This window comes from Leclercia sp. LTM14, from assembly GCF_023736175.1.
GTDB lineage: Bacteria > Pseudomonadota > Gammaproteobacteria > Enterobacterales > Enterobacteriaceae > Enterobacter > Enterobacter barmai.
In genome coordinates this window covers 35,591-47,582 of record NZ_JAIKTT010000007.1, presented here as the reverse complement: position 1 = coordinate 47,582, position 11,992 = coordinate 35,591, and the positions used below count along the sequence as shown (strand labels likewise).

Genomic DNA, 11,992 nt, shown 5'->3' with positions numbered 1-11,992 from the left:
GCAGAGCCCGGCATTTTTTATCCCGCGAGGACCGGTACTTCCACCGGTTTCTGACGCAGCCAGATCCCCAGCGCCAGCCCCATCAGCGACAGCGCCAGCACGTACCACGCGGGCGCCATCGGCGACACGCCCATCAACAGGGTGACGGCAACCGGCGTCAGCCCGCCGAAGATGGCGTATGAAACGTTATAGGAGAATGAAATACCGGTGAAGCGCACTTCCGGCGGGAAGGCGCGAACCATCACATAAGGCACCGCACCCACCACGCCCACGCAAAGCCCCACCGTACCGTAGAGCAGGAACAGCTGTTCGGGATGGCTGCCCGCCAGATGGTAAAACGCCCAGCTCGACCCGGCCAGCAGCAGGCTGCCGATGATAAAGGTCAGGCTGGAGCCGATACGATCCACCGCCAGACCGGCAATCAGGCAGCCAAAGCACAGCATGATGGTGGCGATACTGTTGGCCTGCAGCGTCACCGCCGGGGCAAAGCCGTACTGTTTTTGCAGCCAGACCGGCGACATCAGGATCACCACCACGATGCCCGCCGACAGCAGCCAGGTCAGCAGCATCGATACCACCACCGCCTTTCTGTGCCGCACCACTACCGCTTTAACCGGCAGCTCCTGCGCCAGCGCCTTGCGCTGCTGCATCTCAAGGAACACAGGCGTCTCCTGCAGCCAGCGACGCAGATACATGGCCACCAGACCAAAGGCCCCGCCAAGCAGGAACGGAATACGCCAGCCCCAGTCGTGCACCGCCTGCTGGGTCATGCTGGTATTGACCAGCGTCGCCACCACCGAGCCGAGCAGAATGCCGACGGTCAGCCCCGCGGTCAGCGTGCCGCAGGCAATGCCGATCCGCCGGGCCGGAACATGTTCCGCCACAAACACCCACGCGCCCGGCACTTCACCGCCAATCGCCGCCCCTTGCAGGATGCGCATCAGCAGCAGCAGTACCGGCGCGAGAATGCCCATCGAGGCATAGGTCGGCAGCAGGCCAATCGCCAGCGTCGGTACCGCCATCAGCAGGATGCTGAGGGTGAACATCTTTTTGCGCCCCACCAGATCGCCAAAGTGGGCCATCACGATGCCGCCAAGCGGGCGCGCCAGATAACCGGCGGCGAAAATGCCAAAGGTCTGAACCTGACGCAGCCATTCGGGGATGTCTGCCGGGAAGAACAGCTCCCCGACGACAGCGGCGAAAAAGACGAAGATGATGAAATCATAAAACTCCAGCGCGCCGCCGAGAGCGGCAAGCGTGAGGGTTTTATAATCCTGACGATTGAGAGGCCGGGTGTAGTGTGACATAGCGAACCATTATGGGCTGAATTGTTGAGTTATATTTACAGCGATCGTAAAGAAAAAATTACTATACCGTAAATCAATTAGCAGGCTACCGTCGTTACAGCTTATGTCACATTATTGTTAATTTCAGGAGATTATTTCACGCCTTGCGCTTTTCGGGCGAAAAGCTGCTACCACCTGCGGATCGGTTTCGACGTAAGGCCCTTCCAGAAGCTGTACACAATACGGTACGCTGGCAAAAATCCCCGCCACCACCACCTTGCCGTCAGCCTCTTTTACGCCTTCCAGCGTCTCTTTGATCGACTTCGGCTGGCCCGGTAAGTTGAGGATCAGCGCCTGCTTGCGGATCACCCCGACCTGGCGTGACAGGATTGCCGTTGGCACAAAGTGTAGACTGATCTGGCGCATCTGTTCGCCAAAGCCCGGCATTTCACGGTCGGCAACGGCAAGGGTTGCGTCCGGCGTCACATCCCGGCGCGCGGGCCCTGTTCCGCCCGTGGTCAGCACCAGATGACAGCTCATTTCATCAACCAGTTCACACAGGGTTTGCTCGATGACGGCCTGCTCATCCGGGATCAGACGCGTTTGCACTTCAAACGGCGTAGTCAGGGCAGAAGCCAGCCAGGCTTCCAGCGCAGGAATGCCTTTATCTTCATAAACACCGCTGGAGGCGCGGTCAGAGACAGAAACTAAGCCAATGCGTAAGGTATTCATATTCATTCCATTCAAACAATACAGATTGAGGGGAATGATACACGCAGGAAGGAGATTGAGACAGGATACGAGAGAGGTAGCGTGACCGGGAGCCCGGTCACGCCAGAATGATTACAGCAGTTCGCCGATCATTTTTTCCAGTTTTTCCTGGTCGATTGCAAACTTACGGATACCGTCCGCCAGTTTGTCTACCGCCATTGGATCCTGGTTGTGCTGCCACAGGAACTCGGATTCAGTGATGCGCTCTGGACGGGCTTTCACTTCGCCGCTGAAGCTCAGCTTACGCTCGATTGCGCCTTCGCTTTCTGCCAGCTCTTTCAGCAGCGCAGGTGCGATGGTCAGGCGGTCACAGCCAGACAGTTCCAGGATCTCGCCCACGTTACGGAAGCTTGCGCCCATCACCACGGTTTCATAGCCGTGCTGCTTGTAGTATTCGTAAATCTCGGTAACGGAAACCACGCCCGGATCTTCAGCTGCCGCGTACTCTTTCTTATCGGTGTTGGATTTGTACCAGTCCAGAATACGGCCCACGAATGGAGAGATCAGGAACACGCCCGCTTCTGCACATGCGCGCGCCTGCGCGAAGGAGAACAGCAGGGTCAGGTTACAGTTGATGCCTTCTTTTTCCAGCTGCTCTGCAGCGCGGATGCCCTGCCAGGTGGAAGCCAGTTTGATCAGGATACGGTCGTTGCTGATGCCAGCATCGTTGTACAGTTTAATCAGGCGTTTGGCTTTAGCGATGGACGCTTCGGTGTCATAGGACAGACGCGCATCCACTTCGGTAGAGATACGGCCCGGAACCAGCTTCAGGATCTCCAGACCAATGTTAACGGCCAGTTTGTCGGTCGCATCAACAACCTGCTGATCGCGGGAATCGCTCTGGCTTTTCGCCCAGGCAACAGCCTCATCAATCAGTTTGCGGTATTCAGGGATCTGTGCAGCGTTAAGGATCAGAGAAGGGTTCGTTGTGGCATCCTGCGGCTGGTACAACTTCATTGCCGCGATATCTCCGGTGTCAGCGACAACAGTCGTGAACTGACGAAGGGAGGTTAATTTATCCGTCATGATAGTGTTTCTCTTTAACTTGCCCTGGATAATTCGCGTTACCAGCGGATGCCAGAAACGGAAAAATGACAGGTTTACTTGTTAGGGGGATGTAACCGGTCTGCCCTGATGATAACACGACGGAATGTCAGCGCAACCGCAGACAATGCGCTGAAGAATACTGTGATAAACTCCTCAAATTAATTGGCTGCTAATTAACTGTTTGCTCAATCATTCGAAACGATTACCTATTCACTTTGGCATCAACAAGAGGGACGTTAATGCCTGATTATCTGTCGTTTATTAATGAAGTCCTCTGGGGTTCGATGATGATTTACCTGCTTTTTGCGGCAGGTATCTGGTTCACCGTTCGCAGCGGCTTTATTCAGTTTCGCTCTATTCCCCAACTGCGAAAAAATCTGAAAAACAGCCTGAGCCCCCAGCCGGGAGGTTTAACCTCGTTCCAGGCGCTCTGCACCAGCCTGGCGGCCCGGGTCGGCAGCGGCAATTTAGCCGGTGTCGCGCTGGCGATCTCCGCCGGTGGGCCAGGGGCAATATTCTGGATGTGGATGACCGCCATCATCGGCATGGCGACCTCCTTCGCGGAGTGCTCGTTAGCGCAACTGTATAAAGAAGCGGATAAACAGGGGCAGTTTCGCGGCGGCCCGGCCTGGTATATGGCCCGGGGCCTCGGCATGCGCTGGATGGGCGTGCTGTTTTCGATCTTTTTGCTCGTCGCCTACGGCCTCATTTTCAACACCGTTCAGGCCCACTCTGTCGCCCACGCGCTGCGCTTTGCCTTCGATTGCCCGGAGGTTCTGACCGGCGGCACGCTGGCCGCGCTCACCCTGGTGGTGGTCGTCACCGGCATTAAAGGCGTCGCCAGGCTGATGCAGTGGATGGTGCCGGTGATGGCGCTGCTGTGGGTGATGGCCAGCCTGCTTATCTGTGCCTGGCATGCCGAACAGTTACCGGCGGTTTTCAACCTGATCTTTAAAAGCGCCTTTGGCTGGCGCGAAGCGGCGGCCGGAGCGCTGGGCTACACCCTGAGTCAGGCCCTGACGGCAGGTTTTCAGCGCGGCATGTTTTCCAACGAAGCGGGTATGGGCTCAACCCCCAATGCCGCCGCAGCTGCCGCGTCCTGGCCCCCTCACCCGGCCTCCCAGGGGATCGTGCAGATGATCGGCGTATTCGTCGATACCATCATCATCTGTACCGCCAGCGCCATGATTGTGCTGCTGGCAGGCCCGGTGGATCTCCCGGCAGATACCGCAGGCATACAGATAATACAGCAGGCGCTGATAAATCTGACCGGAGGCTGGGGTGCCGGATTCGTGGGGTTCATCATCATCCTGTTCGCCTTCAGCTCAATTGTGGTGAATTACATTTATGCCGAAAACAACCTGCTCTTTTTGCACCCTGATGCCCGGCGCTCGCGCTGGCTGTTGCGGGGCGGCGTTGCGGTGATGGTGCTGCTCGGATCGCTGCTGAGCCTGCCGACGGTCTGGCAGCTGGCGGATATCATCATGGCGCTGATGGCGATCACCAACCTGACGGCCATCCTGCTGCTCTCCCCGGTGGTAACCCTGATCGCCCGGGACTATCTGCGCCAGCGCAAGCTCGGGGTTCAGCCGGTTTTCGACGTCTCGCGTTATCCTGAAATTGAAGAGCAACTCGCCCCCGGCGCCTGGGATGATTTGCCGCGTCGATAACAGCCATCGATCACTCGAGGCGGTTTTTTTGATAAAGTCGCACCACTTCCCCTGCAAGGACTGGATATGCTGATTCTGATTTCACCTGCTAAAACGCTCGACTACCAGAGCCCACTTGCCACCGGGCGCTATACCCAGCCGGAACTGCTGGATCATTCGCAACAGCTGATCCGCGAAGCGCGTAAGCTTTCGGCCCCGCAAATTGCGAGCCTGATGAGCATCAGCGACAAGCTGGCGGATCTGAATGCCACCCGTTTTCACGACTGGCAGCCGGATTTCACGCCGTCGAATGCGCGTCAGGCGATTCTGGCCTTCAAAGGCGACGTCTACACCGGCCTGCAGGCAGAAACCTTTAGCGAAGCGGATTTTGATTTCGCCCAGCAGCATTTGCGTATGCTCTCCGGCCTGTACGGCGTGCTGCGCCCGCTGGATCTGATGCAGCCTTACCGTCTGGAGATGGGTATCCGCCTGGAAAATGCGAAAGGGAAAGATCTCTATCAGTTCTGGGGCGAGACCATTACCAACAAGCTGAACGATGCCCTGGAAGCCCAGGGTGACAACATTGTCATCAATCTGGCTTCAGATGAGTATTTCAAAGCCGTCAAACCGAAGAAGCTGAATGCAGAGATTATTAAGCCAGTCTTCCTTGACGAGAAAAACGGCAAGTTTAAAGTCATCAGCTTCTATGCCAAGAAAGCCCGTGGTCTGATGAGCCGCTACATCATTGAAAATCGCCTGACGAAGCCAGAGCAACTGACCGCCTTTAACAGCGAAGGTTATTTCTTTGATGAAGAAGCTTCAGGAAAAGGCGAGTTGGTCTTTAAGCGTCACGAGCAGTAATGCGAAACCCCGCCACCTGGCGGGTTTTGTTAATGATGCTTCCAGTCCGGTCCCGGACGGTGATCGTCATGACGATCGTTGTGGCGATTATCATGATGTTCATCATGCGGGTGCCAGCGGTTGTCCCGCCACTCATAATGTGACTTCCACCAGTCATGGTCGCGCCAGCGGCCGCCATCCCAGTAGTGTCCCTGTTTATCCCGATCGCCAATCTGTAATTTGACCGCCGGAACCAGTGTGATTTCAGAGGCCTGAACCGCCATCGGAGCCACCAGCATCAGAGAAAGCGCGATAAGCACAGGTTTCAGTTTAGACATAGGTTACTCCTTATTAATCCTGCCCGTTGTGGGCCGATGTAAGGAGATTACGTGAGGGGCATGGAGGATGTTATTCTCTGCAATCCTATTCTGTAAGTGACCGCATTTATTGGGAATTTCTACTTTTTCCCTGCTATTTTTCTCCTTAATTTCTTCACAAAAAAGCCGGGTGGCGGCTTCGCCTTACCCGGCCTACGCGATCGCATGTTTTGTAGGCCCGGTAAGCGCAGCGCCACCGGGCAAAAAGCGTTTACCCGCGGGTCATCATCAACTTACGCAGCGCAGCAAAATCGGCCGGCAGGTTGTGCGACAGCAGCGGCAGATCGGCGCGCTCGGCCAGCTCTTTCGGCAGCGGCAGAGATTCACCGAGGATCTCGTCCACGCTCTCTTTGAACTTCGCCGGATGCGCCGTGCCGAGGAACAGGCCGTACTCGCCCGGGTTCAGCTGATCGCGCAGGGCACGATAGGCTACCGCAGCGTGCGGTTCAGAGGTGTAACCCACCTGCTTCAGTTCACGCATGGTCTGTTTGGTGGTTTCGTCAGTCACCGCTGCATAGCCCAGCTCATTCAGACGCCAGATTTTACGGCGGAACAGCTCTTCCACGCGCGGCCAGTTGTTAGGCTGGGACACATCCATCGCGTTAGACAGGGTGGCCTGCGTAACGTTTGGCGTCCACTTGCCCTCTTTCAGGAAGCGCGGAACGGTGTCGTTGGCGTTGGTGGCGGCGATAAAGCGTTTCACCGGCAGGCCCAGAGATTTCGCCAGCAGGCCTGCGGTCAGGTCGCCAAAGTTGCCGCTCGGCACCGAGATCACCAGCTGGTTACGCGCTTCCTGCGGCAGCTGGGCCACCGCTTCGAAGTAGTAGCAGATCTGCGCCAGCAGACGGCTGATGTTGATGGAGTTCGCGGAGTTCAGACCCAGCGCTACCTTCAGCTCTTCATCATCGAAGGCCTGCTTAACCAGCGCCTGACAGGCATCGAAATCGCCGTCGATGGCGACGGTTTCAATGTTGCCGCCAAGAGTACAGAACAGTTTTTCCTGCAGCGGGCTGATTTTCCCCTGCGGATAGAGGATCACCACGCGGACGTTTTTCAGGCCGTAGAAGGCATGCGCAACCGCCGCACCGGTATCGCCGGAGGTGGCCGTCAGGATGGTCACCGGCTTATCGCCGCTGATGTGGGTCAGCATCTGCGCCATAAAGCGGCCGCCGAAATCTTTAAAGGCCAGCGTCGGGCCGTGGAACAGCTCAAGACAGCCGACGTCCGGCTCCACCTGGCTTACCGGTGCCGGGAAGGCAAAGGCCGCGCGGACGCGCTCTTCCAGCAGCTCCTGCGGGATCTCGTCGCCGATAAAGGCGGAGAGAATTTTGGTGCTGCGGGTGACGAAATCCTGCTTCAGCATGTCGTCGATTTCGGTCAGACCGAATTCCGGCAGGTCGTGCGGGAAGAACAGCCCCTGGTTTTTGCCCAGCCCCTGCGTTACGGCCTGTGCAAAACTTACCTGCTCGTTATGATCTTTAAGATTGTAGAGTTTCATCGTTTATCCCAGTACTCGTGCGCCCGCCGTATCCAGACGGCAAATATGAACAAAGCCTTCCTGATTTTGCAGGTAGTTTTTCTCCAGCCAACCCGCAACCCGCTCAGCCGTATCCGGCTTGTCGCAGAGCGCAAACAGGGTTGGCCCGGAACCGGAAATACCGCAGGCCAGCGCGCCGATATCCAGCGCGGCGCTGCGGGCTTCATTGAAGCCAGGCAGCAGTTTGGTGCGGTACGGCTCAGCAATAACATCTTTCATCAGTTTTGCCGCAAGAAGCGGCTGACGGGTATAGCAGGCATGAATAAAGCCCGCCAGATGACGACCGTGCGCGATGCAGTCCTGACGGCGATACTGCGCCGGCAGAATGGCGCGCGCTTCCGCGGTAGACACTTTAATGCCCGGATACGCCAGTACCCACAGCCACTCGTCAAAGCCTGGCACCTGCTGGCTGATGATGCCGTTCTCTTCGATCATCAGCTGCATACCGCCCAGGAAACAGGGGGCGACGTTATCATAATGAATGCTGCCGGAGATGCGCCCTTCCAGCTCGCCCATCAGGGCCAGCAGACGGGTGTTATTCAGCGGTTTGCCGCAATGTTCGTTCATCGCCACCAGCCCGGCGACCACCGAACAGGCGCTCGAACCCAGCCCGGAGCCAATCGGCATGCTTTTTTCCAGCGTCATGGCGACCGGCACGTTTTTACCGATCTCCTGACAAAAACGCTCCCAGCACTGATAGACAATATTCTCGCGCGGGTCGGTCGGCAGCTTGCTGGCGAAACGCCCGACGTTGTTCAGACTGAAGCTCTCCGCGGCTTCTACCGTAACCGTATCACCCAGCAATGCGCCATTCACCGGCGTCACCGCCGCGCCCAGCACATCAAACCCGACGCTCATATTGGCGCTGGAAGCCGGGGCATAAACTTTGACCATGTTAAACTCCTAACTTCCATGACAGGGTACGCAGCAGATCGGCAAACACCCCCGCCGCCGTAACATCGTTCCCCGCGCCATAGCCGCGAAGGACCAACGGCAGTGGCTGATAATAGTGGCTGTAAAACGCGAGGGCGTTTTCGCCATTTTTCACTTTGAACAGCGGATCGTTACCGTCTACCGCCGCGACTTTGACCCGGCAGACGCCGTCATCTTCGATGTTGCCAACATAGCGCAATACCTTGCCTTCATCACGGGCTTTTGCGACGCGGGACGCAAAAGCGTCATCCAGCTGCGGCAGGTTAGCCATAAAAGTCGCGACATCGCCCGAGTCGTCAAAACCTTCCGGCAGGACCGGTTCGATGACGATATCCGACAGCTCCAGCTCACGGCCCGTTTCGCGGGCGAGGATCAGCAGCTTGCGGGCCACATCCATGCCGGAGAGATCGTCACGCGGGTCGGGTTCGGTGTAACCCAGCTCACGCGCCACTTTGGTTGCTTCCGACAGGCTCATGCCCTCGTCCAGCTTGCCAAAGATAAAGGAGAGCGAGCCCGACAGGATGCCGGAAAAACGCTGGAGTTCATCACCGGCGTTGAGCAGGTTTTGCAGGTTTTCGATAACCGGCAGCCCGGCGCCGACGTTGGTGTCATACAGGAACTTACGCCGTGATTTCGCCGCCGCATGGCGCATCTGATGGTAGTAATCCATCGACGAGGTGTTGGCCTTTTTGTTTGGCGTCACCACGTGGAAACCTTCGCGCAGGAAGTCGGCATACTGATCGGCTACCGCCTGATGGGAGGTACAGTCGACGATGACCGGGTTCAGCAGATGGTACTCTTTCACAAGGCGGATCAGGCGGCCAAGATTAAACGGCTCTTTCGCTTCCGCCAGCTCTGCCTGCCAGTTCTCCAGATTCAGCCCGTGAACGTTGGTCAGCAGGGCTCTGGAGTTGGCAATACCGCAGACGCGCAGGTCGATATGCTTTTTCTTGAGCCACTCCTGCTGGCGCTTAAGCTGCTCCAGTAACGCTCCACCGACGCCGCCGACGCCAATCAGGAATACCTCGATGACCTGATCGGTGTTGAACAGCATCTGGTGCGTCACGCGCACGCCGGTAGTGGCATCGTCATTATTCACCACCACGGAGATAGAACGCTCCGAGGAGCCCTGGGCAATGGCGACAATATTGATGTTCGCCCGCGCCAGCGCGGCAAAGAACTTCGCAGAGATGCCGCGCAGGGTGCGCATGCCGTCACCTACCACGGAGATGATCGCCAGATGCTCCTGAATTGCCATCGGCTCCAGAAGTTCTTCTTTCAGCTCCAGATAGAACTCTTCTTCCAGCGCGCGGCGGGCACGCAGGCAGTCCACCTGCGGGACGCAGAAGCTGATGCTGTATTCAGACGAGGACTGGGTGATGAGCACCACCGAGATACCGTTGCGCGACATAGCCGCAAACACGCGCGCCGCCATGCCGACCATGCCTTTCATGCCCGGCCCGGAGACGTTGAACATCGCCATGTTATTGAGGTTGGAGATGCCTTTCACCGGCAGCCCATCTTCATTGCTGCTGGCGCCAATCAGCGTACCTGGCGCCTGCGGATTGCCGGTATTTTTAATCAGGCAAGGGATCTGGAACTGGGCGATAGGGGCGATGGTACGAGGGTGAAGCACTTTGGCGCCGAAGTAGGAGAGCTCCATCGCTTCCTGATAAGACATCGACTTCAGCAGGCGGGCATCGGGCACCTGGCGCGGGTCGCAGGTATAGACGCCGTCGACGTCGGTCCAGATTTCACAGCAGTCGGCGCGCAGACAGGCGGCCAGCACGGCGGCGGAGTAGTCAGAGCCGTTACGGCCCAGCACCACCAGCTCCCCTTTCTCATTCCCGGCGGTGAAGCCCGCCATCAGGATCATATGGTCGGCAGGGATTTTGCCTGCCGCAATGCGGCGGGTAGATTCGGCGATATCTACGGTGGATTCGAGGTAATGACCAACAGCGAGCAGTTTTTCGACGGGATCGATCACCGTGACGTTATGGCCGCGCGCTTCCAAAAGGCCCGCCATGATGGCGATAGAGAGCTTTTCACCGCGGCAGATCAGCGCCGCGTTAATGCTGTCCGGGCACTGCCCCAACAGGCTGATACCATGCAGAACGTGTTTGATCTGGGCGAATTCTTGCTCAACAAAGGCCTTGAGCTGGGCGTGAGGGAAACCAAGTTGTGCATCTGCCAGGCCCTGCAGCAGGCTGGCAAAAATCTGCTCAGCGTCGCTGATGTTCACCAGCGCATCCTGACCCCCGATGGTTTTCTCAATCATCGCCACCAGGTGATTGGTAATTTTAGCCGGGGCAGAGAGTACCGTCGCCACCTGCCCCTGCCTGGCATTACTCTCCAGGATATCGGCAACACGCAGAAATCGTTCTGCATTTGCCACTGATGTACCGCCGAACTTCAACACTCGCATGGTTGTTACCTCGTAATCTTTGGCCGAAAAAAAAGCCCGCACTGTTCAGGTGCGGGCTTTTTTCTGTGTTTCCTGTACGCGTCAGCCCGCACCGTTACCTGTGGTAATGGTGATGGTTGTGGTAATGGTGATGATGCTGATGCGTTTCATGGATGTTGTGTACTCTGTAATTTTTATCTATCTGTGCTGTCTGACTCTATTGGTTAAAGCAAACCTGCCGGTAAGTCAACGAATTTCTAATTTGATCACATTTTCCGGCCCTTTCACGTCTCTCTGCCTGAGTTTTTATTTCCGTCCAGATCAGACCGTACACAGCTCACTTTTTGGAGCATTCAACCATAACGAAAAACTATGACAGCGTTTTACTCTGCCAGTTTTTTTCGATATCGTGCAGTAATCTGTGCAACATTGCCGTGTCTCGCTGTCCTAACAGACCCAACCGCTGCTGTAACCACTCCGCCATTTTTTGGTCGTCGGCGACATTCAGCGACGTCAACAGACGTTCAGTGCGCGAACGCAAGGCAGAAAGTTGGTTTTCATCCACCTCAGCCGGAGGCGAAGCAGGGTTTTGCATCAAGGATGCTAATTGATAGCAGTAGACCATCACGGCCTGACCCAAATTCAGCGACGGATAATCTGCCACCATCGGCACGCCGGTCAGCACGTCCGCAAGTTCCAGTTCCTCGTTCGTCAGGCCGGAATCTTCGCGGCCAAAAACCAGCGCCATTTTGGGCAGCCACTGACTTTTTTCTGCCAGTAAAGGCACCAGCTCAGCGGGCGTGGCGTAGTAATGGAACTTTGAGCGACCGCGGGCGGTCGTCGCTACGGTAAAAGAAATATCGTGCAGCGCGTCGGCAAGCGTTTCGTAAGTGGTTAAATTATCGAGGATATCTCCCGATCCATGCGCGACACGACGCGCCGCAGGCTCGGCGTGCGCTTCACTGGCGACAATACGTAAATCGGTAAACCCCATGGTCTTCATGGCCCGTGCGGCGGCGCCGATATTCTCTGCTCTTGCTGGGGAAACCAGTACGATAGACAAATGCATTTATGTTCTCTTTTTAGGCAGTTAGCCGATAAAAATGTGATGGGCATCATCATATTACGCATCACGAATTTACAAATTT

At 56.7% G+C, this 11,992-nt stretch carries 11 protein-coding genes and 1 other annotated feature; of the genes, 2 read left to right on the top strand and 9 right to left on the bottom strand.

Annotated elements, in window-relative coordinates; all coding sequences use genetic code 11:
• Positions 1-17: 17 nt before the first annotated feature.
• The 3 genes from K5I40_RS14955 to tal all read right to left on the bottom strand — a co-directional run bounded on the left by K5I40_RS14955 (position 18) and on the right by tal (position 3,083).
• Positions 18-1,307: an MFS transporter gene (locus K5I40_RS14955; protein ID WP_139564289.1), complete on the bottom strand. Its 1,290-nt coding sequence runs from the start codon at positions 1,305-1,307 to the stop codon at positions 18-20.
• Between the two features lie 123 nt (positions 1,308-1,430).
• A complete protein-coding gene (mog, locus tag K5I40_RS14950; protein WP_139564288.1) occupies positions 1,431-2,018 on the bottom strand; it encodes a molybdopterin adenylyltransferase in 588 nt (195 codons plus the stop codon).
• A gap of 111 nt (positions 2,019-2,129) precedes the next feature.
• Positions 2,130-3,083: a transaldolase gene (tal, locus tag K5I40_RS14945; protein WP_223074990.1), complete on the bottom strand. Its 954-nt coding sequence runs from the start codon at positions 3,081-3,083 to the stop codon at positions 2,130-2,132.
• A 260-nt stretch (positions 3,084-3,343) separates the two neighbouring features.
• Here tal and K5I40_RS14940 point away from each other — a divergent pair, with 260 nt between their 5' ends.
• Positions 3,344-4,774 carry a sodium:alanine symporter family protein gene (locus tag K5I40_RS14940; RefSeq protein WP_223074991.1) on the top strand — a complete coding sequence of 477 codons (1,431 nt, stop codon included), beginning with the start codon at positions 3,344-3,346 and terminating at the stop codon, positions 4,772-4,774.
• Positions 4,775-4,840: 66 nt separating this feature from the next.
• Positions 4,841-5,614: a peroxide stress protein YaaA gene (yaaA, locus tag K5I40_RS14935; protein WP_223074992.1), complete on the top strand. Its 774-nt coding sequence runs from the start codon at positions 4,841-4,843 to the stop codon at positions 5,612-5,614.
• A gap of 29 nt (positions 5,615-5,643) precedes the next feature.
• On the opposite strand, the gene K5I40_RS14930 is transcribed toward yaaA, so the two are convergent.
• From K5I40_RS14930 to K5I40_RS14905, 6 genes are all read right to left on the bottom strand, one after another.
• On the bottom strand, positions 5,644-5,931 hold the full coding sequence (locus K5I40_RS14930; protein ID WP_138370391.1) for a DUF2502 domain-containing protein: 288 nt from the start codon (positions 5,929-5,931) through the stop codon (positions 5,644-5,646).
• A 250-nt stretch (positions 5,932-6,181) separates the two neighbouring features.
• Complete coding sequence (gene thrC, locus K5I40_RS14925; RefSeq protein ID WP_223074993.1) at positions 6,182-7,468, bottom strand: threonine synthase; 1,287 nt, start codon at positions 7,466-7,468, stop codon at positions 6,182-6,184.
• Positions 7,469-7,471: 3 nt separating this feature from the next.
• Positions 7,472-8,401, bottom strand: coding sequence for a homoserine kinase (thrB, locus tag K5I40_RS14920; protein ID WP_039030449.1), 930 nt, complete (start codon positions 8,399-8,401; stop codon positions 7,472-7,474).
• Between the two features lies 1 nt (position 8,402).
• A complete protein-coding gene (gene thrA / locus K5I40_RS14915; RefSeq protein ID WP_223074994.1) occupies positions 8,403-10,865 on the bottom strand; it encodes a bifunctional aspartate kinase/homoserine dehydrogenase I in 2,463 nt (820 codons plus the stop codon).
• Between the two features lie 25 nt (positions 10,866-10,890).
• Positions 10,891-11,008, bottom strand: a sequence feature (Thr leader region).
• A complete protein-coding gene (thrL, locus tag K5I40_RS14910; RefSeq protein ID WP_138370475.1) occupies positions 10,947-11,015 on the bottom strand; it encodes a thr operon leader peptide in 69 nt (22 codons plus the stop codon). Its footprint overlaps the feature before it by 62 nt.
• 199 nt (positions 11,016-11,214) lie before the next feature.
• Entirely contained in the window at positions 11,215-11,913 is a 699-nt protein-coding gene (locus tag K5I40_RS14905; RefSeq protein ID WP_251929746.1) for a tRNA/rRNA methyltransferase, read from the bottom strand.
• Positions 11,914-11,992 lie beyond the last annotated feature (79 nt).

What these genes read in the sequence shown, in the direction of transcription:
- K5I40_RS14905 (WP_251929746.1), bottom strand. Translation starts at nt 11,913, where the DNA reads ATGCATTTGTCTATCGTACTGGTTTCCCCAGCAAGAGCAGAGAATATC.
- thrB (WP_039030449.1), bottom strand. Translation starts at nt 8,401, where the DNA reads ATGGTCAAAGTTTATGCCCCGGCTTCCAGCGCCAATATGAGCGTCGGG.
- K5I40_RS14930 (WP_138370391.1), bottom strand. Translation starts at nt 5,931, where the DNA reads ATGTCTAAACTGAAACCTGTGCTTATCGCGCTTTCTCTGATGCTGGTG.
- mog (WP_139564288.1), bottom strand. Translation starts at nt 2,018, where the DNA reads ATGAATACCTTACGCATTGGCTTAGTTTCTGTCTCTGACCGCGCCTCC.
- thrA (WP_223074994.1), bottom strand. Translation starts at nt 10,865, where the DNA reads ATGCGAGTGTTGAAGTTCGGCGGTACATCAGTGGCAAATGCAGAACGA.
- K5I40_RS14940 (WP_223074991.1), top strand. Translation starts at nt 3,344, where the DNA reads ATGCCTGATTATCTGTCGTTTATTAATGAAGTCCTCTGGGGTTCGATG.
- yaaA (WP_223074992.1), top strand. Translation starts at nt 4,841, where the DNA reads ATGCTGATTCTGATTTCACCTGCTAAAACGCTCGACTACCAGAGCCCA.
- tal (WP_223074990.1), bottom strand. Translation starts at nt 3,083, where the DNA reads ATGACGGATAAATTAACCTCCCTTCGTCAGTTCACGACTGTTGTCGCT.
- thrC (WP_223074993.1), bottom strand. Translation starts at nt 7,468, where the DNA reads ATGAAACTCTACAATCTTAAAGATCATAACGAGCAGGTAAGTTTTGCA.
- K5I40_RS14955 (WP_139564289.1), bottom strand. Translation starts at nt 1,307, where the DNA reads ATGTCACACTACACCCGGCCTCTCAATCGTCAGGATTATAAAACCCTC.